Genomic DNA, 25,710 nt, shown 5'->3' on the forward strand with positions numbered 1-25,710 from the left:
TATTAGTATTGTCAACAAAAAGTATTAGATGTTGTTTTTTTGTATTTTCCCATGTTCTTTCAATAATTGATCTTTAATATCCCATAAAGGCTTGGATAAATCTACAAAATACTCATGGGGATTTTCAAATCTTTTAACTTCATCCCAAAGAGTGTCTATTTGTTGTTCACAATAATCTCTTATTTCATGTATTGAAGGATTTTCATATATACACTTACCCTTATCAAATAATTGAACTAACAATTTCTTTGCATAGAAATTAGTTAAGGTTTTTCTTTTCCAAGTATATAGAGGATGAAATATTTCGTAAGGTTTAGTATCATCTATTTCTTCTTCGTGTAATGTAATAACATCAGCAATAGCTTTATTTGTAGCTTTATCATATAATCTATATACTTGCTTAAAACCAGGGGTTGTAATTTTACCAACATTTTCACTAACTTTAATTTTAGGGATTATTTTTCCATTTTTTTCGACAGCTGCAAGTTTATACACTCCACCAAAAACTGGTTCTGATCTAGCAGTAATTAATCTTTCTCCCACGCCAAAAGAATCAATTTGAGCACCTTGCCTTAATAATTCCCTTATTACATATTCATCTAAACTACTAGAAGCAACGATAGAGCAGTCAGGGAATCCTGCATTGTCTAACATCTTTCTTGCTTCTTTGGAAAGATATGCTATATCGCCACTATCTATTCTAATACCCTTTGGTCTAAATCCTCTTGGAACTACTTCTTCATTAAAAGCTTTAATAGCATTAGGTACGCCAGATTTTAAAACATTATAGGTATCTACCAATAATACGCAATTATCTGGATATAATCTTGCATAAGCTTTAAATGCTTCTAGCTCTGTAGGGAATAGCTGTACCCAGCTGTGAGCCATAGTTCCTAATGCTGGGATATTAAAATCCCTTTCAACTATGGTACAAGCAGTTCCTACAGCTCCTCCAATATATGCTGCCCTAGCTCCTAAAATTGCACCTTCATATCCTTGTGCACGTCTAGAGCCAAATTCCATTACAGGTCTACCTTCTGCAGCTCTTACTATTCGATTTGATTTTGTTGCTATAAGACTTTGGTGATTAATAGTTAGTAATACCATAGTTTCAATAATTTGAGCTTGTATTATTGGTCCTCTTACTACAACTATAGGTTCTCCTGGGAAAATAGGGGTACCTTCAGGGATAGCCCATACATCACATTTAAACTCAAAATTTTTAAGGTATTCTAAAAATTCTTCACTAAACATATCTTTGGAACGAAAATATTCTATATCTTCATCATAAAATTTTAAATTTTTAAGATAACCAATTAGCTGTTCTACTCCAGCCATTATAGCAAATCCACCACCATCAGGAATGGACCTGAAAAACATATCAAAATAAGCAATTGTATCTTCCATACCATTTTCAAGATATCCATTAGCCATGGTGAACTCATAAAAATCTGCTAACATAGTTAGATTTTTCTTTTCTTTCCAATCAATATTAGTCATTTTTAAATCTCCTTTTCCTATTCTAATCATTATACACCTTATATTAATTATATTCTTTAAATTAACAAAGTTCAACATTATGAAAAAAATAAGCTATTTAACCAATTTAAAAAAAATAATAGACGGAGGATAAAGTTTATATTATCTCTCCGTCATTTAATTTTAGTAATTTTTTTCCTTTTTCAGTAATTGTAATAGTTTTTAAAGGAACTTTATTACAATGATTAGCATAAGGACATTTATTACAGCTAATATTACAATTATTTATGTTATCATTTTTTTTAATATAACCCATGCGATCTAGCTGAATTAGAGCTTCTTCGACTAATTCTTCAGATATATTTAATTTGTGGGCTATATTGCGTTTAGAGATGTACTTAGAATTATAAATTTCTTTTAACACTTTTTTTAGCAAACAATCATCTCCTCAAAAATTAGCTAAAACCAAGTATTCTACCAATTTGATATATCAATACAGAACATATCCAGCCTATTATAAAAGTATATACAGCAGTGAATAGAGCCCATTTACTGGAACCAGTTTCTTTTTTAATAGTAGCTAAAGTAGCAGTGCAAGGGGTATATAATAATATCATTACCATAAAAGATATAGAGGTTAGTGGAGTAAATACATTTTGTATAGTTTTTATCAATTCTACTCCTTCTCCAACTCCTGCATAAACCATACCGAGAGTGGCAACTACGGCTTCTTTAGCTGCTAATCCAGCGAGAAGACCTACAGCAACTTGCCAAGTTCCAAATCCAGCAGGTTTAAATATTGGTGCAATAAATGAGCCTATTTTACCCAATAAACTATTTTTACCAAAGGGTTCAACTCCGACAGGTAGCATAGCTAAAATCCATAATATAGTAACTACTGTAAATATAGTAGTACCAGCTCTTTTTAAAAAGCCAGAAACATTATCCCACATATTCCTTAAAACATTTCTTAAAGTAGGTAATCTATAAGGAGGAAGTTCCATAATAAAGTAAGAAGATTCCCCTTTAAACAAAGTATTACTAAAAATTTTTGCCATTATAAGAGCCATCAATATTCCTAAGAAGTACAATAAGAATAATATTAATCCACCTTTGCCTGAAAAGAAAGCTGCAATGAATACCAAATAAACAGGCAATTTTGCACCACATGACATAAAGGGATTAATAAGAATAGCAATCATCTTATCTTTTTTATTATCTAAGGTTCTAGTAGACATTATACCTGGTACATTACATCCAAAGCCTACAATCATGGATATAAAAGTTTTCCCTTGAAGTCCTAAAGCTCTCATTATACTATCCATTATATAGGCAGCTCTTGCCATGTAACCAGTATCTTCTAATATACCCATTAGCATATATAATACTACTATTAATGGAATAAATTCTAAAACTGCCCCTACACCACCTATAACCCCTTTTGTTATAAAGGATGTTAGCCAAGTAGGTGAATTTATATTTAGGAGGAAATTTTCTAGAAGTATTCTAAGGGAATCCATGCCTTTTTCAACCAATCCTCCCAATAGATCTTCACCAATTGAAAAAGTTAGTTGAAAAATTATTAACATTATTAGTGCAAAAATTGGTAATCCTAAATATTTATGAGTTAAGATTTTATCTATTTTGTCTGTTATAGTTTCTGCAGGAATGTCAGGTCTTTTTACTGTTTTATCTGTAATATTTTTTATAAACTCATATCTTTTGTTGATGATTTCTAATTCATAATCTTCATTGTTTTCTTTTAATTGTTGTAATATTTTACTCAATTCTTTAGTTGTACTTGAGTCTTTATTTATACATATATATGAGTCAATATACTCACGTATATATTCATCTCCCTCCAATAATTTAATTGCAATCCATTTTGGAGGATATTTTAAATTTTCATTTTGTAATAGTTTCTCTATTTTTTCTATCTTATTATCAATTTTTTCTCCATAAGATATGTGGGGTCTTTTATATATATCTTTTTCCATAACTTTTATGGTTTCTTTAACTAATTTATCTATTCCCTTTCTTTTAGAAGCTATAATTGGTACCACAGGAGCACCTAGTTTTTTAGAAAGGGTATCTATATCAAATTTAATATTTTTTTCTTTTGCTTCATCTATCATATTTAAAGCAACTACTATTTTAGTGCCCATTTCTAATAGTTGGGTAGTTAAATATAAGTTTCTTTCTATATTAGTAGCGTCTACCACATTTATAACTACGTCAGGATTATTTTGAAGAATAAAATCTCTTGCAACAATTTCATCTTCGGAAAAAGCACCTAAACTATATATGCCAGGCAAATCTACCACATTATAAATTTTCCCATTAAATTTAAATTTCCCTTCTCTTTTTTCTACAGTAACGCCAGGCCAATTGCCTACACGCTGATTAGAGCCAGTTAATGCATTAAACAATGTAGTTTTACCGCTATTGGGATTTCCCACTAAAGCTATTGTATTCAACTTTAATCTCCTTCCTATTATTGGATAACAAATGATAATAAATAGTGTAATAAAAAATTAATTTTTATATTCTACTATTATTTTTTGAGCTAAACCACGACCTATTGCAATTTTATTCCCTGATAAGGAGACAATTAAAGGACCTCTATCATTTTTTAGAACTTTAACATTGGAACCAATATAAAATCCCATTTCACAAAGTCTTTTAGTAGCACGACAGCCAGCATTTATTTCTCGGATAGTTGCTTCCTCTCCAGGACTTAGTTGGGTTAAAGGCATTTTTGCCATTATAATTCTCCTTTCTATATTAAACGAAGTGCTTAAATATCAAATAAATTTTATAAAAGAAAATGATAATTACTATCAATGTACAATATAATACTAATATATTTTTATAACAAATGCAATAGCTTAGAGGGAATTAAAAATTAATCAAGTGTAAGAAATTTCTTACACTTGATACTTGATATTTTATATTTAATATTTAATTATGTTTTAACTAAAACCTAAAAGTTTACCAATTTGAAATACTAAAACTGCTCCTATCCATCCAATTACAAAAGTATATACAGTAGTAAATATAGCCCATTTATGAGAATTTGTTTCTTTTCTAACTGTACCTATAACTGCTGCACATGGAGTATACAAAAGGGTCATAACCATAAAAGACATTGCAGTTAAAGGAGTAAAAGCATTTTGGATTGCAGATATTAATTTGGCACCTTCTTCTACTCCAGCATATACCATGCCTAATGTAGCTACTACAGCTTCTTTAGCAACTATTCCAGCAAAAAGTCCTACAGAAGCTTGCCAAGTTCCAAATCCAGCAGGTTTAAATATTGGTGCAATGAAAGAACCAATTTTACCTAATAGACTAGCTTGGCTGTAAGGTTCTACTCCAAAAGGTAATACAGCCAATATCCAAAGAGCAGTTACTACTGCGAATATAACAGTTCCTGCTCGCTTTAGAAAGCTCCACACTTTATCCCACATATTCCTAAGAATATTTTTTAAAGTGGGCATTCTATAAGGAGGTAGTTCCATTACAAAATGAGAAGTTTCTCCTTTAAATAAGGTTTTACTAAATATTTTACCCATCAATAAGGCTACAATAATACCTAGAAAATATAGGAAGAATAAAATTGTACCGCCTTTATTTGGGAAAAAAGCAGCAATGAATACTGAATATATTGGCAACCTTGCGCCACATGAGATAAATGGATTAATAAGGATAGCAATCATCCTGTCTTTTTTACTATCTAAGGTTCTGGTAGCCATTATTCCTGGTACGTTACATCCAAAAGAAACTAGCATAGAAACAAAAGTTTTACCATGTAGTCCTATTGTCCTCATTATTCTATCCATCACATAAGCAGCTCTTGCCATATAGCCACTATCTTCTAAAATTCCCATAAACATATACATAACTATTATTAATGGAACGAATTCAAGAACAGCGCCAATACCTCCTATAATTCCATCTGCAATAAAAGCAGTAAGCAGTTCAGGAGCATTAATGTTAGTAAGAAATATTCCTAAATTTTCACCTATCTGTTCAATACCACTAGCTACTAGTTCACCTAATATATCTTCTCCAATTAGGAAAGTTAGTTGAAACATTATAAACATCACAAGGGCAAATATGGGCAAACCTAACCATTTATGTGTGAGTATTTTATCTATTTTATCTGTTGTTGTTTCTGCTACTTCAATAGGTTTTATGATATTTTTATTTAGTGCATTGTTAATAAAATCATATCTCCTGTTAACTATTTCCAACTCATACTCTTCTGTTAAATCCATTAAATTATGGATGAAATTTTTAAATTCATCGGATTTATTTAAGTTTTTGTCATTTTTCACTATTTCATATACATATTTATCTCCTTCTAATAGTTTAATAGCAATCCAATGAGGAGGGTAATTTAAATTTGCATTTTCAAGTATATTTTTTAAAAAATCTATTTTTTTATCTAAGTCTTTTCCGTAACTTATATGAATATTAGGTTTTCCTGTTTTATTAATTATTTCTATAGTTTCTTTTATTAGATTATCAATTCCTTCTTTTTTAGATGCTATAATAGGAACGATTGGCACACCTAATTTTTTCGATATCTCATCTTTATTAAATTTTATATTCCTGTTTTTTGCTTCATCCATCATATTTAGAGCAATAACTACATTAACTCCCATTTCTATTAATTGAGTAGTTAAGTATAAATTTCTTTCAATATTAGTAGCATCTACCACATTTATAACCACATCAGGTCTTCCTTTTAGAATATAATCTCTTGCAATTATTTCATCTTCTGAATACGCACCAAGACTATATATACCAGGCAAGTCTATGACTTTATATGTATTCTTGTCAAATTTAAATTCACCTTCTTTTTTTTCTACAGTAACCCCTGGCCAATTTCCTACATGTTGGTTAGAACCAGTTAATGCATTGAATAATGTAGTTTTACCACTGTTAGGGTTACCTACTAATGCTATAGTACTCAATTTATTCCTCTCCTTTCATTTGATTATTCAACAAATATGTTAGCAGCTTCATCTTTTCTTAAAGTTAATTTGTATCCGCGTAAAAATATTTCAATAGGATCTCCTAAAGGAGCTTTTCCAACTACTTCAATTGTAACTCCAGGTATTACTCCCATATCTAATAATCTTCTTTTAATGTGAGTGTCTTTTGATATTTTTTTAACTTTAACGGTTGAACCAATTGGTATAGTATCTAAACTTTTCACTTTCTAAACCTCCTTTTTAAATATAATAGAGATGATCGATATAGGCAGTTAATTGATATTGATAATCACTATCAATATCATAATACATTTTTAGAATTAATGCAATAGTTTTGAGGAAAATAATTTAAATAATTGTTTAAGTATAGAAATAATAAAAATTGCATAATAAATTATAAGTTATATATTGATATTAAAAATATAGAAATGATAAGTTAAATACAGCTAAAGAATATTTATTAATTCTAAACTATGTTTACAATAATTTAAAATTAAGGTACAATATACACACCCCCCTAGGGGAGAGGCAAGATAGGATAAGGAGGTATATTATGGCTAATAGAACTATTACTATAGATATATTAGGTATGAGTTGTGCAGCTTGTTCTGCTAGAGTAGAAAAAGCATTAAACAAAAAAGATGGAGTGTTGAATGCAACAGTCAATTTACTTCAACAAAAAGCTACTATAGAATATGATGAACAAAAAGTAGATATATCTGATATAGTTGATACCATAGAAAAAGTAGGATATCAAGTACCATTGGTTAGGAAAACTTTATTGATAGAAGGTATGAGTTGTGCAGCTTGTTCTGCTAGAGTAGAAAAAGCATTAAATAAAGTTGAAGGGGTAATTAAAGCTAATGTAAATTTAGCTACTAATAAAGCGATAGTTGAATTCCCATCAGGAGTAGTGGAAGATAGGGATTTGATAGAAGCAGTGAAAAAGGCTGGTTATAAAGCAAAGGTAGAAATAGAAAAGGATATGCATAGAGGTAAAAAACTAAGAGAACAAGAGATAAAATCCTTAAAGACTTCTTTTATAATATCTGCTATATTGAGTGTTCCGTTATTTTCTGCTATGTTTTTCCATATGGCTGGGATTGACAATATACTTACTAATGGATATTTTCAGCTGTTGTTAGCCACTCCTGTCCAATTTATTATAGGTTATAGATTTTATAAAGGTGCTTTTAATTCTTTAAAAGGCGGGGGTGCCAACATGGATGTGTTGGTATCCATGGGAACATCAGCAGCTTATTTTTATAGTGTTTACAACTTATTTAATGGAATCCATGAGTATTATTTTGAAGCATCAGCAGTTGTTATTACATTAGTTTTATTAGGAAAGACTTTTGAAGCAATAGCTAAAGGAAAAACTTCGGAAGCTATAGAAAAATTAATGAAGCTTCAACCTGAAACAGCAAGAGTAATAAAAGATGGAGTAGAAGTAGATATTCCTATAGAAAAAGTAGAGGTAGGGGATGTGATAATTGTTAGACCAGGAGAAAAAATACCTGTAGATGGCATAATATTAGAAGGAGATTCTTCAATAGATGAATCTATGATAACAGGAGAAAGTATTCCTGTAGATAAAACTGAAGGAGATCAAGTAATAGGAGGTACTATAAATAAATTTGGTTCCTTTAAATTTAGAGCAACTAAAGTTGGAAAAGATACTGCTCTTTCACAAATAATAAAATTAGTAGAAGAGGCCCAAGGATCTAAAGCACCAATTCAAAGATTAGCTGATAAGATATCTGGTATATTTGTACCCATAGTAATGGGAATTGCATTAATTACATTTTTGATTTTTTATTTAGTAAAAGGAAGTTTTGATACAGGATTAATGAATGCAGTAGCAGTTTTAGTAATAGCTTGCCCTTGTGCTTTAGGATTAGCTACTCCTACAGCTATTATGGTTGGGACAGGAAAGGGAGCAGAAAATGGCATACTCATTAAATCTGGAGAGTATTTAGAAAAGATTCATAAAATGGACACAATTGTTTTGGATAAAACTGGAACTATTACTAAAGGAGAACCAGAAGTAACAGATATAATAAGCCTTAATTCATTAGATGAGTATGAGTTATTGAAGATAGCAGCTACAGTAGAGAAAGCTTCAGAACATCCTTTAGGGAAAGCCATTGTAAGAAAGGGAGAAGAAGAATTACTTCTGTTAGCTGAAGTAGATGATTTTATAGCACTACCTGGGAAAGGACTTAAAGCAACATTTGAAGGGAAAACTGTTTGTATTGGCAATAGAAAACTAATGGATGAATTTAATATCTCTATTAAAACAGGAGAAGAAGAATTATATAGGCTAGAATCCCAAGGGAAAACAGCTATGTTAATTGCTATAGATGATAAATTAGTTGGTATAATAGCAGTAGCAGATAAAATAAAGGAAAATTCTAAGAAAGCCACTAAAGACTTAAAAGATATGGGACTTGAAGTATATATGATAACAGGCGATAATAAACGGACAGCAAATGCTATAGCAAAAGAAGTTGGTATAGATAATGTATTAGCTGAGGTTCTTCCAGAAGATAAGGCAAATATGATAGAAAAAATAAAAAGCGAAGGGAAAATTGTAGGAATGGTAGGAGATGGGATTAATGATGCACCAGCTTTAGTTACAGCTGATATAGGTTTTGCAATAGGTACAGGTACAGATATAGCCATGGAAGCTGCAGACGTAATCCTTATGAGAGGGGATTTAAATAGCATAGTTACAGCAATTAAACTTAGTCACAGTACAATGAAAATTATTAAGCAAAATTTGTTTTGGGCTTTTTTCTATAATTCTATTGGTATACCATTTGCCGCTTTAGGGTATTTAAATCCTATGATAGCAGGAGCTGCAATGGCTTTTAGTTCTGTTTCAGTGGTAAGTAATTCTTTAAGATTAAAAAAATTTAAATGATAGGTATAGGGAGGAATTGAGATGAAAAAATTAATATTTATTGAAGGTATGTCTTGTAATCATTGTGTAACGGCAGTAAAAAATGCTTTATCTGAAATAGAAGGGATTTCTCATGTAGATGTGGAATTAAATAACAATAGAGCAATAGTAGAAGGCGAATCAATTTCAGATGAAATTATAAAGGAAAAAATAGAAGAAGCAGGATATAATGTAATAGAAATAAAGTAGAAAATTGGTGATATTATGAATGAAGGAAAGCAAAAAGCTTACCAAAAGTTAAAAACTGTAAGAGGACAGATAGATGGTATAATCAAAATGATAGAAGAAGATAGATATTGTGTAGATATATCTACACAAATACTGTCAGCCATAGGATTACTTAAAAAAGCCAATATAGATGTATTAAATTCTCATATTAGATCCTGTGTAAAAGATGCAATATTAGAAGGAGAGGAAGAAGGAGAAGAAAAAATAGAAGAGATAATAAAAATAATAGATAAATATATAAAATAACATTTAATAACTACTTTTTAATTGTACAATTAAAAAGTAGTTATTATTTTATGTAAGGTAGAATAAGTTTAACAAGATCTGTTATTAAACTTATTTCCTCCTTAGAGCAACGCTTTAATATGGAAAATAATTCTTTTAGTTCATCATCATTTTCATTAAGTTTATATTGATCAAAAGATTCCGAAACAACATATTTATTATCTATTTCACAAGAATTATCTAATAAATAATCAATAGATACATGAAGTATTTTAGAAATATTTACTAGTGTTTCTACACTCATTTTTCTTTCTCCTCTTTCAATTTGACCTATATAATAAGGTGAAAGATCAAGAAGCTCTGCAAGTTTTTCTCTTGTTAAATTTAAATTTTCACGTTCTAACCGGATTTTTGCACCTATATTTTTAAAATCTAAATTAGATAAGTTTTCATTTATCATTATGTCACTCTCCTTATACTAACTGTATTATTAAAATGCCAATGATTGAATTGGCTATAAGCATAAAAAAATAGTTGCCAATTCATACAAAATATATTATCCTATTAATATGATTAACTAGCAGAATAAATTATTTATTAAACAGGGAGGAAGATAAGTGAGAGACGAAATAGATAATTTAAGGATAATTTTAGAAAAAGAAATAAGTTCCAGTAATGTAAATTACAATAAAGTTTTGGAAATAAGTAAAGCATTGGATGAAATTATAGTGAAATATTATGATGAAAAAGAGAAGAGTAATATAAAGATTAAAAATTCTATAAATAAAGGCTAGTAAAATTTACTAGCTTTTATTTTTTAATTAAATTATTAATAAATATTATCTTTAATGTTGATTTTTACTAGGAAAATGGGTATAATAATAATGAAGGTCAAAGATAGTCAAACATTTTTGATTTTCTTTTATCGTAAGGGGTGATGAAACCTATGGAGTATAAAGATTATTATAAAATATTGGGAGTAGATAAAAATGCCAGTACTGATGAAATAAAAAAAGCTTATAGAAAGTTGGCTAAAAAATACCATCCCGATTTAAATCCAGGTGATAAAGAAGCAGAGCAAAAATTTAAAGATATAAACGAAGCATATGAAGTTTTAGGTGATGAAGAAAAACGAAGAAAATATGATGCATTTGGTAGTGGATATAATTTCACAGATGGTCAGCATTTTGATCCATCCCAATTTGGATTTGAAGACTTTGGAAATGGATATAGATATACTTATACAACTACTGGTGGAGAAGGTTTTAGTGATTTCTTTAATATGTTTTTTGGAGACGATTTATTTTCTGATAGGGACTTTGGAATAGGTGATTTATTTGGTAGAAGATCTTATTATGAACCTAAGCCTAAATATGAATCAGAAATAGATATAAGTTTAGAAGAAGCATATAGAGGAACTACAAAGACTATATCCTTTAGGGTTGGAAACGAAACTAAATCTTTGTCGGTAAAAATACCTAAAGGAATATTGCCCGGGAAAAAAATAAGGATTAATGGTGAAAAAGTTGGAATTGATGGTGATATTTATCTAAAAGTTAACATTAAACCTGATAAAAGATATAAACTTGAAGGATTGGATGTGTACCAAAAAGTGGATTTGCTTCCTTGGGAAGCTGCTTTAGGAAGCAAGATAACTATAAATACTTTATCAGGGGATAAAATTAGAGTAAATATACCTCCTAATATGAGTGGAGGTAAAAAAATCAGAATACCTGGTAGAGGATATAGAGATATGAAGGGTAATACTGGAGACTTATATATTGAAATAAATATAGTAAATCCTCCTAATTTAACTGAAGAACAGAAGAAACTTTATGAAAAGTTACAGGATATTACTAAATATAATCCTAGAAGATAAGGGGTGATGTTTATGGATTTGAGCAAATTCACGCAAAAAAGTGTAGAAGCAATACAAAAATCACAAGAAATAGCAATAAAGCATGATAATCCTCAATTAGAGGAAATACATCTTCATTATGCATTAATTGATCAAGAAAATGGTTTAATTCCAAGGGTATTATCCTACATGGGTGAAGATGTAGAATTAATCAAAAATGATATCCAACGAGAACTAGAACGTTTGCCTAAACAATCTGGCGGCGGCGGAGCTCTATATCCTAGTAGGATTTACACGAAAATATTATTAAAAGCAGAAGATGAAGCCAAAAAATTTGGGGATCAGTTTGTAGGCGTTGAACATCTATATATTGCTCTTCTAAAGGAAAGAGGCACTGTATCAGAAACTATATTTAATAGATATAATATAAATTTACAGAGATTTATGGAAGCTCTTAGAAAAATTAGAGGTAGTCAAACTATAACATCTGATAATCCTGAGGATACCTATAATGTCCTAGAAAGATTTGGTAGAGACTTAACAGAAGAAGCAAGAAAAGGGAAATTAGATCCAGTTATAGGCAGAGATGAGGAAATAAGAAATACTATTCGAATTTTATCTAGAAGGACTAAAAACAATCCTGTACTAATTGGAGAACCTGGAGTAGGTAAAACTGCTATAGTAGAAGGATTGGCTCAGAGGATAGTAAATGGAGATGTACCAGAAGGATTAAAAGATAAAACTATATTTGCACTAGATATGGGAGCATTAATTGCAGGAGCGAAATATAGAGGAGAATTTGAAGAAAGATTAAAAGCTGTATTGAAGGAATTAGAGAAATCTGAAGGAAGAATTATACTATTCATAGATGAAATTCACAATATAGTAGGAGCAGGAAAGGCAGAAGGCTCTATGGATGCTTCTAATCTATTAAAACCTATGCTAGCTCGTGGTGAAATTCAATGTATAGGTGCTACTACATTGGATGAATATAGACAATATATAGAAAAAGATGCTGCTTTAGAAAGAAGATTCCAAAGAGTGCTTGTAGATGAACCAAGTGTAGAAGATACTATATCTATACTTCGAGGGCTTAAAGAAAGGTATGAAATTCATCATGGTATTAGGATATCTGACAATGCTATAATAGCAGCAGCGACTTTAGCTGATAGATATATAAGTGATAGATATCTTCCAGATAAAGCTATAGATTTGATGGATGAAGCTTGTGCTATGGTTAGAACTGAAATAGACAGTATGCCTGCTGAATTAGATGAAATTAGAAGGAAGATACTACAATTAGAAATTGAAAGAGAAGCTTTAAAGAAAGAAACTGATGAAGCATCAAAGATACGTCTTGAAAATTTAGAAAAAGAGCTATCGGATTTGAAAGAAGAATACGATGTTATGAAAGCAAAATGGCAGGAAGAAAAGAAACATATAGAAAGGATCAAGGCTATAAAAGAGGAAATAGATAAAGTAAAAATAGAAATAGAAGATGCTGAGAGGAGATACGATCTAGAAAAGTTATCTGAACTTAAATATGGAAGATTACCTCAGTTAGAGAAAGAATTAGAAGAGGCAAATGCAAAATATAAAGAAGACGAAGATAGAATGTTAAAAGAAGAAGTAACAGAAGAAGAAATTGCAGAAGTAGTATCTAAATGGACTGGAATTCCTGTTACTAAATTAGTTGAATCAGAAAGAGAGAAATTATTAAAACTAGATGAAATCCTTCGTAGAAGAGTTATAGGCCAAGATGAAGCAGTGGAAGCTGTTGCAGATGCTGTTATTAGGGCAAGGGCTGGTATAAAACCACCAAACAGGCCAATAGGTTCCTTCATATTTTTAGGTCCTACAGGAGTAGGAAAAACAGAATTAGCTAAAGCTTTAACAGAAGCACTATTTGATGATGAAAGAAATATGATAAGAATTGATATGAGTGAATACATGGAAAAACATGCTGTATCAAGACTTATAGGAGCACCACCAGGATATGTAGGATATGAAGAAGGAGGTCAATTAACGGAAGCTGTTAGAAGAAAACCTTATTCTGTAATACTATTTGATGAAATAGAAAAAGCCCATCCAGATGTATTCAATATATTGTTACAAGTATTAGATGATGGAAGATTGACAGACAATCAAGGGAGAACAGTAGACTTTAAAAATACCGTAATTATAATGACCTCTAACATAGGTTCATCCTATATATTGGAAGGCTTAAAAGCTGATGGAAGAATAGATGAGCATACCAAAGAGAGAGTAATGGATGAAATGAGAAGGGTATTTAGACCGGAGTTTTTAAATAGAATAGATGAGATAGTAATGTTTAGACCTCTACAAAAAGAAGACATATTCAAGATAATTGATTTACAAGTAGCAGAAATAGAAGGTAGATTAAGAGATAGACATATAACTATAGAATTTACTGATGAAGCTAAAGAATTTGTAGTAAATAGAGCTTATTCAGTTCAATATGGAGCAAGACCAATAAAGAGATTCTTACAGAAGAACCTAGAAACTCAAATGGCTAGGATGATTATAAAAGGAGACTTAAAGGATAAAGATAAAGTAGTTGTTGGAGTAGATAAACAAAGAGATAGATTAAGCATAAAAGTAAAAAATTAAAGATTTAAAACTAAAAATTGCTTTCGCTTAAAATTTTAAGCGAAAGCAATTTTATCAATATATTCAAAGTTTTCCCGAACGGAATATAGATATTAACAATAAAATTCCAGCTATGCCAGCACCTAGATAACCTATTATACCTATAGCTGAAATGCCATATATTTTTAATCCTACATTTGCATTGATTACCAATGAAGAACTTACCAACAGACCTGCTACTACTATAGCAAATATAAGTCGGTTAATCATTTTATTTATTTCATTTAAGCCATCCTCTATATTTTGATGTTTTAGATTTAACTTTAATCTTCCTGCTAATGCAGTATTTACAAGTTCTAATACTTTTGTAGATAAATCTAAGCTAGATTTAACTGAAGTATATACATACATAGTTATTTCTTTTAAATCTATATTTCTAAGTTTATTTTTTAATATTTGTTCTTTAAAATAAGGAATAGCGATATCCATTATAGTCAAAGTTTTATCTATTTTTGCTAATAGTCCTTGTAAAGTCATCATTCCTTTGATTAATAAGGTTATATCTTTAGGCATACTTATATTGTTTTCTTTACATATAATCATTATTTGCTCTAATATCTGGGGTAAATCATAATCATGAATAGATTTATCTATATAGTTAGTGTACATAATTTCTATATCATCATAAAGTTTATTTGTATCTATAGGAGCTTTTATTATACCAATTTTTAAAACAGATTTAGTTATTAAATTTATATTTCCTGTGGCAGCTCCTTCTAGTATTTGATTTAATTTTTTCTTTAAATTAAAATCCAAATTACCCATGAGGCCAAAGTCTATGTATCCTATAGTGTTTTCATGAATTAGTATATTACCTGGATGAGGATCTGCATGAAAAAATCCGTCTTCAAATACTTGTTTAAAATAATGGTATGTAAGTTTAATTGCTATATCATGAATGTCATACCCTTGTTCTAACAGTTCATCTACATCATCAATTTTAATACCTGAAATATAATCCATAACTAAAATCTTATCAGTACAATATTCTTTATAAACCTTAGGACATGTGATAAATTTTACATCCTTATTGTTTTCAGCAAATTTTATTATATTGTTCATTTCTTCTATAAAGTTTAATTCTTTTTGGGCAGCAACACTTAATTCTTCAACCACTTCCTTAGCGTCTACTATTTCTCCTGTAGCAGTAAAATTTATAAAAGGTGCAAGTTTTTTTAAAATTTGAATATCTGCTAACATTCTTTCTTTGACTAATGGTCTTTGTACTTTTATTACTACATCTTCTCCAGTATTTAATTTAGCTAAATATACTTCTGCAAGGGAAGCAGAAGCTATAGGGGTTTTATTAAATTCCATAAAAATAGCATTAATAGAGCCTTTTAATTCTTCTTCTATTACCTTTTGTGTTATAGTAAAATCTAATGGTTTTACATTATCCTGTAATTTTTGAAATTCCTCCACATATTCTATTGGGAGAATATCTGGACGAGTAGATAGTATTTGTCCAATTTTAACAAAAGTTGGTCCTAGCTCTTCTAATACCAATCTTAGCTCCTTTGGGTCTCCTATTCCACTTTTAAAGCCATGTCTTATAGACACAGATATAATTTCTCTAAGTCTTTTTTTTGTATAATCATTATCCATATTAAGCAAAACACCTTGAAGAATCAAGGTGTTTTATCCCTCCATATTAATTATTTTTTCTAGTTCATCTATTCTATTACTTAAAGTTTTTAAATCTTCTTTTGTTGCAAGATTCAAACTATCAATATAGTTTTTTATTTTATTTTCTATATCAGTATTATTTTGTACATCAGTTTTATTGTCCTCTACAACTCTTTTTAATTCTTCATTTAATTTTTTCCCTTGTTCTACAGTTATCTTTCCTTTTTCTACCATATCTTGAATTAAATTATTTGCCTTCTCATAAGTTATAGCAAGGCTTCCTATACCTGCAAGAAAAATCTTTTTTAATAGTTCCTCCATAATAATCCCCCCTAAATTTTTTAACATTATGTGAAAATGTCCAAAAGCATACCTTTAATATCATCCAATCTTTTGAGTATTCGTATTCTGTTGCTTTCTAAGTTTAAAAAGTCTTTAGTTAATTCATCTAATTCATTATTTACTTTCTTTACTAATGAATATACCCTATGTCTACCTCTTCTATCCAAAGAATTTTCTTTATAAAATATATGGGAATTATTTACAGTAATATCTAAAAATTCTTTTACTAATTTTTTGTATTCAATCAAATCTTCAATAAAAAGTTTATCTTGAAGTTTACTCGATTGTGCCTCTATTTTATTATATAATATTTTAAGTTGCTCTCTTATATGTTCTTGTTCTATTTCATTTAATTTATTTTTAAAAGTTTCTTGTACTTTTTTACTTGAAGGTTTTTTTACATTATCAATTTTAACTATATTGTTAGTAGTTATTCTTTCAACTCTGGACATAATTCCACCTTCCCTTACTATTCTATTATATACTATCGGCAATATAAATAAAAAATATAATAAAAACTTAAAAAAAACAATAAATTGTCGATATAATTATTGAGGGCAATATATTAATATAATTCTAGTGAGGGTGACGGTATGGAAGCTGTAAGCTTAAATAAAAAAGAAAATATAATAGAAGCTTATTCTCTAAAGCCCACTTTACCTTATGATGTAGAAGGAATATTAGTAGAAAAGGAAGGTAAAAATGTAAAGATTGAAAAAACTTTTGAGGATAAAAACATTCAATATAATTTAAGATTAAAAGAGGAAATAGTTTCTCAAATAGGAGAAAGAGTCAATATTGATAAAGAAAATATATTATCTATGAAGATTGAGGAGAAGAAAGAAGAAAATATTGATGAATTTGTAGATTTAGATAAAGTGATAAAAAAATTAGGTTTTGAAGATATAGAAGAAACCAAAAAAGCTATAGAATATTTAATAAATTATAATATTCCAATAAATAGGGATAATTTAGAAACATTTTTTATGTCCAAGAAATATTTAGAAGAAATAGTTGAAAATATAGACTTTAATTCTTGTATTGAATTATTTTATAAAGATATAGATATAGGGGAGGATTCCCTTCAAAAAATAGCAGAAGAGTTAAAGAAAATAAATACGGAAGAAAAAGATTTATCCATAATAGAAATTTTAAAATCAAATAAAAGTTTAAGTTATAAGGAAGCGGAAGTTATTGCAAAAGATATATATGGAACAAAGATGGGAAAGGATGTTTATGATAGCATTATAGCATTACATAAGCAGGGAATTCCTATAAATAAAGAAAATATTGAAAATGTTATGGAAGTAATACATAAACTTCAGGACTTAAAAGAATATGATGATGAAATATTAGTAAAAGCATTAAAAGAGGATTTAACCATAAACATTGAAAATTTATATAAACTGAAATATTCATATACTATTGGAGAAATAGATACAAATATTACTTCTCCCATATATGATAGCTTCACTATAAAAGAAGAAATATCTTTAGAGGATATTTTGCATATATTGAGAAAATTAAATCTAGATGAAATAGATGAAAATATAAACTTAATAAGGGAATTTATGATAAATAAATTGGATATTACAATAGATAATATAGAAAAAATAATAAATATGAAAAATAACTTAGAAGAGTTGATAATTCTTTTAGATGAAGTTAATGTAGTTAGATTAATGGAAGAAGGAATAGATCCTCTAAAAGAGGATATATCTCAATTAGTAAAAGAAATTAAAAACTTGCCTCCTTCAGGTAATATAGAAGATTCGTATAATACAGAAGAGATATTAAAAGAAATTGAAGAGTTAAAAACCGTTACCCATAAAGATTTAATAAATTTAATAAAATCAGGTAAAGAATTTAAAATAGAAGATATAAAGGAATTGAAAACTATAGATGCTAATTTAAATAAAAAGGTTGTTGAGAAGGCTATAACTATTTCTAATATATTTAATACTCTAGAAGAATTAGATTCTAACACTATAGCTTTTGCAGTAAAAAGATATGATACTATAAGTTTAAATAATTTATATGAATCTCAAATGGAATTGGATAACAATGAAGAAATGACCATAGAACCTATAAATATGACAGAAGAAAATTTTATAAGGCAGGAATATTTGAATGCTAAAAATAATACCACATTAAATTTAATAAAAATGAGTGTAAAAGATGGATTAGAAATAGAATATATGGCTATAGATGAATTGAATGAATATATAGATAAAAATATAAACAAGATGGAAAAATTAAAGAAATTATCTCAGGATATAGTTCATATGAAAGGGAAAGAAGAAGTTTTAATATCTATGGCTATGAAAAATTATTTAAATATATCTATAAACCAGTTAAATTGTTTAAATAATCTTTTATATAGTAGCAACGGTTTAGGTTATGTATTAAATTCTATATTAAAATCAAAATTTATGATGGATGGAAATTTGAAAGAAGGAATTGAAATATTGGAAAATAAAATTAAGGAATTTTCCACTTCCTTAAAAGAAGGTAACCCTAAAATCAATGAGAAATATAAAGATATAATAGAAGAATTTGATAATTTAAGCCAATCTCTAGATTTTCAAGAAGATAAAGAAGGATCTAAAAAACAATTAAAAGAATACTTAGAATTGCAAAATATAGTATCTAAAGAGGATTTAGTTTTACAACTACCTATTGCATCAGAAGAAGGATATAAAAATATAAATTTAATAATTCCAAATGTAAAAAAAGGTATAGATAAAAATGACATGTTCTTTTATTTTAATATGGACATAGAGCCATTAGGAGAATTGACCTTATATTTGAAAGTATTAGGAAAAGATATATATGTGGATTTTGAAGGGAACAAAGGAGAACTCATATTAAAATATAAATATAAATTTGAAGAAAGATTAAATAAAATAGGTTATAATTTAAAAGAACTAAATATTGTATATTAGGTGAGAATATGAAAATACGTTTAGTCCCCAGAAAATACATAAAAAAAGCTTATGAAAAAAAGAATCAAGAAGGTAATGTTGAATTAAAAAAAGATTTGGGAATAAAAAATATAGATAAGATTCCAAAGGAGTTGTTTCAAGTTTTAGGAGAAACTTTATCCTTTGTGGAAGATATAAATAATATGGAGGTAGATAAAGATGAGGATAAATAATAATATACCAGCATTAAATACTCATAGGATGATGACTATAAATATTACTAACTTAGAAAAGACATTGGAAAAGTTATCATCAGGAAAGAGAATCAATAAAGCTGCTGATGACGCAGCAGGGTTAGCTATATCTCAAAAGATGGAGGCTCAGATAAGAGGGTTAAGACAAGCTTCAAGAAATGCTTTAGATGGCATATCCTTAATTCAAACAGCAGAGGGAGCATTAAATGAAGTTCATGCTATGTTACAGAGAATGAGAGAATTAGCAGTACAAGGAGCCAATGGAGTATATGCAGAAGATGATTTAGAAGCTATAGCCAATGAACTAAAAGAATTAACAGAGCAGATAGATAAAATTGCAAATGATACGGAATTTAATGGAATACCTTTATTGAAAGGCAATTTAAATATTGAAAATACAACTATTGATAAACTTAGACTTCATATAGGAGCAAATGAAGGGCAGTATATAGAAATAGATATGTCAGAGATAAATATTACAGTTAGTGATAAAGAAAGTGAAGGGCTAAAACTTATTGGCGGTATAATAATAAAAGATAATGGGAGTGGATTTAAAGTTACTGAAGACAAATTAGAACCAGAAATGTTCAAAAATACTATAAAAATGTATGATGATGCAGTAGCCAAAGTATCTTCTCATCGTTCTAAATTAGGAGCTTATCAAAACAGGTTAGAGTATACTATAAAGAATTTGGATAATACAACAGAAAATTTAACATCGGCTAAGTCTAGAATAGAAGATGCAGATATGGCTTTGGAGATGAGTGAATTTGTAAAACTAAGTATATTGCAACAAGCAGGAACAGCTATGCTTTCTCAAGCTAATCAACTACCTCAATCAGTGCTTCAATTACTACAATAGGAGATGGTGGATATTATGGAATTAAATAAAAGAATTTCAACTACCAATGAAGCAGGATTGATAGCTATACTGTATGAAGCTTTGATAGATAATTTTAATAATAGCATAAAAGCTATTGATGAAGGAGATTATGAAAAATTAAATAAAATAATTAATCATTCTAGAGACATATTAACAGAGTTATTAATCCAATTTAGTGGGGATGATGAAATTTCTTTAAATTTACGTGAAATTAATCTTTATGTAAATAGATTAATTACAGAAGGAGAATATAGTAAAGATCCATCTTTGTTTAAAACTTGTATAAAGATATTCACTCCAATATGTGAAGGTTTTCAACAGTTAGAAGTAATAGAGGATCCAAAAACTATTACAGGGCTTACATATGGTAAAGATTATTTAAATGAACATACAGTTAAAGGAAGCAAAAGCTTTAAAGGATGATAAAAAGTCTGTGGATTATCCACAGACTTTTTTATGTACCCGTGCACCCAGCTTTGGCGTTATATCCCAAGCGTTACCTAAACAGTTAGCTCGGAACAGGCACCCCTGCGGCACACGAGAGTGTCTACTTACCGCTGCTTCCTCCCGGATCTGACGGGGTTCATAGATTCCCGTTGCGCAGGACCCATTCGTCAACACCACTTATTTAGGGCAGACCTTGAAATATAAGCGCCGAGACTGGGAATTCAACCCTGCTATAGCGGATTGCAGGTTATAGGGCACCGCTACCTCCCCATCTAGCACGGGAAAGGTTAAAGATGGCGGAGAGAGAGGGATTCGAACCCTCGAAACGCTTATCACGTTTACACGATTTCCAGTCGTGCGCCTTCGTCCAACTCGGCCATCTCTCCAATAATATTATTTATTAAATTAAATAAATTCTTTACAGGATTATATTATACTTAAATTATCTTAATATGTCAACCATAAATAATTTTTTTCAGAAGAAGTGTTCTAGAATATAGTACAATTGTTAGTGTAATTATTCCTTCCATCTGGTATAATATATCTGGTATGATATATATATTAAATAATATAAGGGTGGATAATATGTATCAAGCATTATATAGGAAATATAGACCTAAGACTTTTGATGAGGTATTAGGGCAAAAGCATATAACTATAACTTTGAAAAATCAAATAGCAAATGGTAATATTGGTCATGCTTACCTATTTTCAGGCACAAAAGGTACAGGCAAGACTTCTACTGCTAAAATTTTTTCAAGGGCAGTAAATTGTTTACATCCTAAAGATGGCAATCCTTGCAATGAGTGTGAAATATGCAAAGGAATATTAAATGAGTCCATAATGGATGTTATAGAGATGGATGCAGCTAGCAATAGAAAAATAGAAGATATAAGAGAGTTGAGGGAAAAGGTAGTATATCCTCCTTCAAAGACAAGATATAAGGTGTATATAATAGATGAGGTGCATATGCTTACAAATGAGGCATTCAATGCATTACTTAAAACATTAGAAGAGCCACCAGAGCATTTAATATTCATATTAGCTACTACAGAATCAGAAAAGTTACCACAAACTATATTATCTAGATGTCAAAGATTTGATTTTAAAAGGATTACTACAAAAGATATTATTAATAATATGAAAAAAATATGCGAACAGTTGAATGTAGAAGTAGAAGACAAGGCATTGAGTTTAATAGCTCGAAATTCTGATGGAGCTATGAGGGATGCTTTAAGTCTTTTAGATCAGTGTATATCATATAAAGAAGAAAAATTAACTTATGAAGATGCAATGGACATATTGGGAATTGCCAATATGGAGTTTTTATTTGAAATGGTGGAAAATGTAAGAAAAAAAGAATTAGAAAAGGCATTATGGAAGATAGATGATATAGTTCAAAAAGGTAAAGATATTCATCAATTTTTAAAGGATCTAATATATCATTTTAGAAATTTATTAGTTTCAAAAACTGCTAATAATGCTGTAGAGATAATGGATATGGATGAAGAAAGTTTCAGCATGTATTTAGAACAAAGTAAAAACATGTCAATGGATTATATTTTAAATAGTTTGGATATATTAACAGAATGTGAAAAACAAGCTAAATGGTTAACTCAACCTAGAATAATACTTGAAATAGCCATTATAAAACTGATAAATTTAGAAGAACAGGTAACTTTAGAAGATAGAGTAAAGAAACTTGAGATGATAATATCTAGTGGAGACATAGTTTTAAATAAGCATGAAAAAGTAAAAGAACATAAAGAGCAATTAGAATCTTCAGAACCTGAAATCAAAAGGGAAAAAATAGAAGAGTCTAATAATAAAATTGAAGTGGACGAATCTCCAAAAGTATTTGATGATAGTAAAGGACTATCATATCAGACAATCCAAGATGAGTGGTCACAAATATTAAAAATAGTAAAAGATGCTAGAGCTAGCACTCATGCACTATTAATGGAGGGAGAACTTGTTTCTTTTGAAAATAATATTTTAAAGATTGGATATAAAGATGGATATGGTATTCATAGAGAGCTTATAAGTAGTGATGAAAACAAAAAGTTAGTAAAAAAAATACTCTCTTCATATTTTAACAAAAATATAGATGTGGATTTTATAATGATAAAGGGAGAAGATGAAGAAGAAAAAAAAAGTGAAAGAGATTATATCAAGGAAGTTAAAGACTTCTTTGGTGAAGATATTGTAGAAATAAAATGATTTATAGGAAGGAGATTTAATATGGCAAGAGGTGGATTCCCAGGAATGGGTAATATGGGTAATATGATGAAACAAATGAAAAAAGTACAAAAACAAATGGAGGAATTACAAAAACAATTAGAGCAATCTGAAGTAGAAGCTAGTGTTGGAGGAGGAGCAGTTACAGCTAAAGCTAATGGGAAAAAAGAAATAATATCCATTACTATAGACGAATCAGTAGTAGATCCAGAAGATGTGGAAATGTTGCAGGATTTAGTATTAGCAGCAGTAAATGAAGCTTTAAGGAAAGCAGAGGAATTAGCAGCAAAGGAAATGAATAAGTTGACAGGAGGTATGAACATACCAGGATTGTTCTAGTGGAAAGGTTGATGTAGATGGATTATTATGCACTACCTATTGCAAACTTAATTGAGCAACTTTCAAAACTACCTGGCATTGGGAGAAAAACAGCTCAACGTTTAGCCTTTTATATACTTGAAATGGATACAATAGAGGTAGAAAAGCTGGCAAATGCTATTACAAATGCAAAGAAAAAGATTCATTATTGTAGTATATGCTGTAATTTAACTGATACAGATCCTTGTCATATATGTAAAGATGACAGAAGAGACAAATCTATAATATGTGTAGTAGAAGGAGCAAAGGATGTAATTGCAATGGAAAAGACTAGGGAATATAAGGGACTATATCATGTACTTCAGGGTACCATATCTCCCATGGATAATAGAGGACCAAATGAGATAAAGGTAAAGGAATTGTTAAATAGAGTATATGAAGGGGAAGTAGAGGAAGTAATATTGGCTACAAATCCCACAGTAGAAGGGGAAGCTACTGCACTATATATAGCAAAGCTTTTGAAACCTTTAGGTGTTAAAACTACCAGAATAGCTCATGGAATTCCAGTAGGAGGAGATTTAGAATATTTTGATGAAGTCACCCTTTCTAAAGCTATGGAAAATAGAAGGGAACTATAGGTGTAAAAAATATAGTTGTCTACATCAAATAAACTCCTTTCATTTTTCAAATGTTTGAGAAGGAGTAAATAAAGTACTTTTAGAAAACATGGTTTATTAGGGATAAGGAAATACCCTGTAGGCCATGTTTTTTGTTTAGAAGTTTTAAGGGATAAGGAACAAGGAATAAGGCTAAAAGCCAGAAAAATCAATGGATTAGAAGATTGAATGGAAAAGAAAATGGAATGAAAAATGGGTAAAATCTCTCCTTAACCCTTCCCCCTTAACCCTCAATCCTAAAAGCACTTTATTTTCATTTTTTGACCTAAAAATTGAGGAATGAAAGGACTTTAAGGAGTAAAGATTAAGGGAATAGGAATTAAATGGGAAATTGGCAAGGAATAACAAGCCAGTGTTTTCAAGGGTTTGAGGGGGATTTGTGAAAGGAGTTTATTTGAAAAGGGAAAGAAGTTTGTTTGGGTTACATAATAGTGTTTATATTAAATAAAGTTATTTTAAAAAGTATGGTTTATCATAATATCTAAGAACTCTCAATGTTTTAGCAATGGGAGTTCTTAGATATTAGTTATAGTTTAATTTTACAAAAGCTTACCTAGTTTATTGTATCTTTTTATAGCAATATCTACAATTTCTAATATTAGGTCTTCATATCCTAGTTCTGTAGCTTCTGCCATTCTACACAATGAAGATTTACCTTTCATAAGACCTGGCAAGGAGTTTATTTCTAGAATATAAGGTACATTATCTTTTAATATTATATCAACTCTCGCATAATCTTTTAATGATAAAGTTTTATACGCTTTTATAGTTGTTGATTCTATTAGATTTTTTTCTTCTTGTGTTAAAGATGCAGGAATATGATATAATACTTTGTCTTTATAGTAAGCTTTTACTTCGAAACTATAAAATTTAGATAGATTTTCAGGAAGTTGTGATAAGTCAACTTCTTGTATGGGAAGTGCCATTGTATTATTATCATTACCTATAATCCCTACTGAAAATTCTCTTCCTTCTATAAATTTGTTTAGTATAATAGGAGGATTATATGTTTTTAATTCTTCTTCTACTTTTTGTATTAATGTATTCATATCAAATACAAGGCTATCTTGGTGGATACCTCGACTAGACCCTTCATCATTTGGTTTTATTATTATAGGAAAATCAAGATTAAACTTTTTTAAATCATCTAGATTGTAAACAGAAAAAAATCTGGCGTTGGTATGTTACAAGCTTTAAAAATTTTTGAAGAATAGCTTTTATTTATAGCGAGAGTATGACCTAATACAGAAGAACCAGTATAAGGAATATTTGCAAATTCTAAAATAGCAGGAAATTGAGCTAGCTTACTATCACCTTTTATTCCGTTACATAAATTAAATACTAAATCTACTTTTTCTTCTCTCAATTGACTTATAATATTGTCATTTGTTACTAAAGAGATACAGTCATACTTTTTTGATAATACCTTTTTTACTTCTTCTGTGGTTTTCTTTTTTTGTTCATCTTCTTTAAAGGCTTCTTCTGATGGAATAAAATTCATTCTTGACTTATCAGTAACAATAGCTATTTTCAATTGATACCCTCCTTCTTTATATTTAAGTTTTGTCTAAGT

25 protein-coding genes, 1 tRNA gene and 1 other RNA gene are annotated in these 25,710 nt (G+C 29.3%); 13 read left to right on the forward strand and 14 right to left on the reverse strand.

Translation table 11 applies throughout. The annotated features are described in order from the left end of the window. Nucleotides 1-24: 24 nt before the first annotated feature. The 6 genes from JL105_RS00345 to JL105_RS00370 all read right to left on the reverse strand — a co-directional run bounded on the left by JL105_RS00345 (nucleotide 25) and on the right by JL105_RS00370 (nucleotide 6,706). Nucleotides 25-1,500: a nicotinate phosphoribosyltransferase gene (locus JL105_RS00345; protein WP_132027731.1), complete on the reverse strand. Its 1,476-nt coding sequence runs from the start codon at nucleotides 1,498-1,500 to the stop codon at nucleotides 25-27. Between the two features lie 136 nt (nucleotides 1,501-1,636). Then, nucleotides 1,637-1,915, reverse strand: coding sequence for a FeoC-like transcriptional regulator (locus JL105_RS00350; protein WP_132027733.1), 279 nt, complete (start codon nucleotides 1,913-1,915; stop codon nucleotides 1,637-1,639). Between the two features lie 19 nt (nucleotides 1,916-1,934). Beyond that, nucleotides 1,935-3,956 (reverse strand): ferrous iron transport protein B, encoded by a 2,022-nt coding sequence (gene feoB, locus JL105_RS00355; RefSeq protein WP_132027735.1) that lies wholly within the window; start codon nucleotides 3,954-3,956, stop codon nucleotides 1,935-1,937. Between the two features lie 57 nt (nucleotides 3,957-4,013). Further along, nucleotides 4,014-4,244: a FeoA family protein gene (locus tag JL105_RS00360; protein ID WP_132027737.1), complete on the reverse strand. Its 231-nt coding sequence runs from the start codon at nucleotides 4,242-4,244 to the stop codon at nucleotides 4,014-4,016. A gap of 207 nt (nucleotides 4,245-4,451) precedes the next feature. After that, on the reverse strand, nucleotides 4,452-6,461 hold the full coding sequence (gene feoB, locus JL105_RS00365; protein ID WP_132027739.1) for a ferrous iron transport protein B: 2,010 nt from the start codon (nucleotides 6,459-6,461) through the stop codon (nucleotides 4,452-4,454). A 23-nt stretch (nucleotides 6,462-6,484) separates the two neighbouring features. Then, a complete protein-coding gene (locus JL105_RS00370) occupies nucleotides 6,485-6,706 on the reverse strand; it encodes a FeoA family protein (RefSeq protein WP_132027741.1) in 222 nt (73 codons plus the stop codon). Nucleotides 6,707-7,035: 329 nt separating this feature from the next. Between JL105_RS00370 and JL105_RS00375 the strand changes: the two genes are divergently transcribed. The 3 genes from JL105_RS00375 to JL105_RS00385 are packed head-to-tail and all read left to right on the forward strand — an operon-like array spanning nucleotide 7,036 to nucleotide 9,921. Continuing rightward, nucleotides 7,036-9,408, forward strand: a complete 2,373-nt coding sequence (locus JL105_RS00375; RefSeq protein WP_132027743.1) for a heavy metal translocating P-type ATPase — start codon at nucleotides 7,036-7,038, stop codon at nucleotides 9,406-9,408. Between the two features lie 21 nt (nucleotides 9,409-9,429). After that, nucleotides 9,430-9,636, forward strand: coding sequence for a heavy-metal-associated domain-containing protein (locus JL105_RS00380; protein ID WP_132027745.1), 207 nt, complete (start codon nucleotides 9,430-9,432; stop codon nucleotides 9,634-9,636). A 15-nt stretch (nucleotides 9,637-9,651) separates the two neighbouring features. After that, a complete protein-coding gene (locus tag JL105_RS00385) occupies nucleotides 9,652-9,921 on the forward strand; it encodes a metal-sensing transcriptional repressor (protein WP_132027747.1) in 270 nt (89 codons plus the stop codon). Nucleotides 9,922-9,964: 43 nt separating this feature from the next. On the opposite strand, the gene JL105_RS00390 is transcribed toward JL105_RS00385, so the two are convergent. After that, nucleotides 9,965-10,360: a helix-turn-helix domain-containing protein gene (locus tag JL105_RS00390; RefSeq protein ID WP_132027749.1), complete on the reverse strand. Its 396-nt coding sequence runs from the start codon at nucleotides 10,358-10,360 to the stop codon at nucleotides 9,965-9,967. A 157-nt stretch (nucleotides 10,361-10,517) separates the two neighbouring features. Here JL105_RS00390 and JL105_RS00395 point away from each other — a divergent pair, with 157 nt between their 5' ends. From JL105_RS00395 to clpB, 3 genes are all read left to right on the forward strand, one after another. Continuing rightward, entirely contained in the window at nucleotides 10,518-10,694 is a 177-nt protein-coding gene (locus tag JL105_RS00395) for an aspartyl-phosphate phosphatase Spo0E family protein (protein WP_132027752.1), read from the forward strand. Between the two features lie 152 nt (nucleotides 10,695-10,846). Further along, complete coding sequence (locus JL105_RS00400) at nucleotides 10,847-11,779, forward strand: DnaJ C-terminal domain-containing protein (RefSeq protein ID WP_132027754.1); 933 nt, start codon at nucleotides 10,847-10,849, stop codon at nucleotides 11,777-11,779. A gap of 12 nt (nucleotides 11,780-11,791) precedes the next feature. Then, nucleotides 11,792-14,389 (forward strand): ATP-dependent chaperone ClpB, encoded by a 2,598-nt coding sequence (gene clpB / locus JL105_RS00405; protein WP_132027756.1) that lies wholly within the window; start codon nucleotides 11,792-11,794, stop codon nucleotides 14,387-14,389. Between the two features lie 63 nt (nucleotides 14,390-14,452). Here the strand turns inward: clpB and JL105_RS00410 are convergent, their stop codons facing one another. From JL105_RS00410 to JL105_RS00420, 3 genes are read right to left on the reverse strand one after another with little or no spacing between them, the layout of a single operon-like run. After that, on the reverse strand, nucleotides 14,453-16,060 hold the full coding sequence (locus JL105_RS00410; RefSeq protein ID WP_237722286.1) for an ABC1 kinase family protein: 1,608 nt from the start codon (nucleotides 16,058-16,060) through the stop codon (nucleotides 14,453-14,455). Between the two features lie 6 nt (nucleotides 16,061-16,066). Next, nucleotides 16,067-16,375 carry a phasin family protein gene (locus tag JL105_RS00415; RefSeq protein ID WP_132027758.1) on the reverse strand — a complete coding sequence of 103 codons (309 nt, stop codon included), beginning with the start codon at nucleotides 16,373-16,375 and terminating at the stop codon, nucleotides 16,067-16,069. 26 nt (nucleotides 16,376-16,401) lie between these two features. After that, on the reverse strand, nucleotides 16,402-16,848 hold the full coding sequence (locus JL105_RS00420) for a YaaR family protein (RefSeq protein WP_132027760.1): 447 nt from the start codon (nucleotides 16,846-16,848) through the stop codon (nucleotides 16,402-16,404). A gap of 141 nt (nucleotides 16,849-16,989) precedes the next feature. On the opposite strand from JL105_RS00420, the gene JL105_RS00425 reads away from it, so the two are divergent. Genes JL105_RS00425 through JL105_RS00440 form a run of 4 tightly spaced genes read left to right on the forward strand, consistent with a single transcriptional unit; the run spans nucleotide 16,990 to nucleotide 20,880 of the window. Then, nucleotides 16,990-19,341 (forward strand): DUF6240 domain-containing protein, encoded by a 2,352-nt coding sequence (locus JL105_RS00425; RefSeq protein WP_132027762.1) that lies wholly within the window; start codon nucleotides 16,990-16,992, stop codon nucleotides 19,339-19,341. A gap of 8 nt (nucleotides 19,342-19,349) precedes the next feature. Next, nucleotides 19,350-19,553: a hypothetical protein gene (locus tag JL105_RS00430; protein ID WP_132027764.1), complete on the forward strand. Its 204-nt coding sequence runs from the start codon at nucleotides 19,350-19,352 to the stop codon at nucleotides 19,551-19,553. Continuing rightward, nucleotides 19,540-20,436 (forward strand): flagellin N-terminal helical domain-containing protein, encoded by an 897-nt coding sequence (locus JL105_RS00435; protein WP_132027767.1) that lies wholly within the window; start codon nucleotides 19,540-19,542, stop codon nucleotides 20,434-20,436. The genes JL105_RS00430 and JL105_RS00435 overlap by 14 nt, the downstream gene beginning before the upstream one ends. Before the next feature lie 15 nt (nucleotides 20,437-20,451). Then, entirely contained in the window at nucleotides 20,452-20,880 is a 429-nt protein-coding gene (locus tag JL105_RS00440; protein ID WP_158280015.1) for a flagellar export chaperone FliS, read from the forward strand. A 39-nt stretch (nucleotides 20,881-20,919) separates the two neighbouring features. Here the strand turns inward: JL105_RS00440 and ffs are convergent. Continuing rightward, nucleotides 20,920-21,185, reverse strand: an RNA gene (gene ffs / locus JL105_RS00445) — signal recognition particle sRNA large type. A 13-nt stretch (nucleotides 21,186-21,198) separates the two neighbouring features. Further along, nucleotides 21,199-21,290, reverse strand: a tRNA-Ser gene (locus JL105_RS00450). A gap of 199 nt (nucleotides 21,291-21,489) precedes the next feature. On the opposite strand from JL105_RS00450, the gene dnaX reads away from it, so the two are divergent. Genes dnaX through recR form a run of 3 tightly spaced genes read left to right on the forward strand, consistent with a single transcriptional unit; the run spans nucleotide 21,490 to nucleotide 24,098 of the window. Continuing rightward, nucleotides 21,490-23,124, forward strand: coding sequence for a DNA polymerase III subunit gamma/tau (dnaX, locus tag JL105_RS00455; RefSeq protein ID WP_132027771.1), 1,635 nt, complete (start codon nucleotides 21,490-21,492; stop codon nucleotides 23,122-23,124). A gap of 21 nt (nucleotides 23,125-23,145) precedes the next feature. Next, nucleotides 23,146-23,481 carry a YbaB/EbfC family nucleoid-associated protein gene (locus JL105_RS00460; protein ID WP_132027773.1) on the forward strand — a complete coding sequence of 112 codons (336 nt, stop codon included), beginning with the start codon at nucleotides 23,146-23,148 and terminating at the stop codon, nucleotides 23,479-23,481. A 17-nt stretch (nucleotides 23,482-23,498) separates the two neighbouring features. After that, a complete protein-coding gene (gene recR / locus JL105_RS00465; protein WP_132027775.1) occupies nucleotides 23,499-24,098 on the forward strand; it encodes a recombination mediator RecR in 600 nt (199 codons plus the stop codon). A 578-nt stretch (nucleotides 24,099-24,676) separates the two neighbouring features. Here recR and JL105_RS00470 read toward each other — a convergent pair. Next, the gene (locus tag JL105_RS00470; protein ID WP_202690634.1) at nucleotides 24,677-25,252 is read right to left on the reverse strand and encodes a D-alanine--D-alanine ligase family protein; all 576 of its coding nucleotides are present in this window, start codon (nucleotides 25,250-25,252) and stop codon (nucleotides 24,677-24,679) included. Between the two features lie 32 nt (nucleotides 25,253-25,284). Next, nucleotides 25,285-25,671 carry a D-alanine--D-alanine ligase family protein gene (locus JL105_RS00475; RefSeq protein WP_202690539.1) on the reverse strand — a complete coding sequence of 129 codons (387 nt, stop codon included), beginning with the start codon at nucleotides 25,669-25,671 and terminating at the stop codon, nucleotides 25,285-25,287. Nucleotides 25,672-25,710: the final 39 nt, after the last annotated feature.

This window comes from Keratinibaculum paraultunense (assembly GCF_016767175.1).
Classification (GTDB): Bacteria; Bacillota; Clostridia; order Tissierellales; family Tepidimicrobiaceae; genus Keratinibaculum; species Keratinibaculum paraultunense.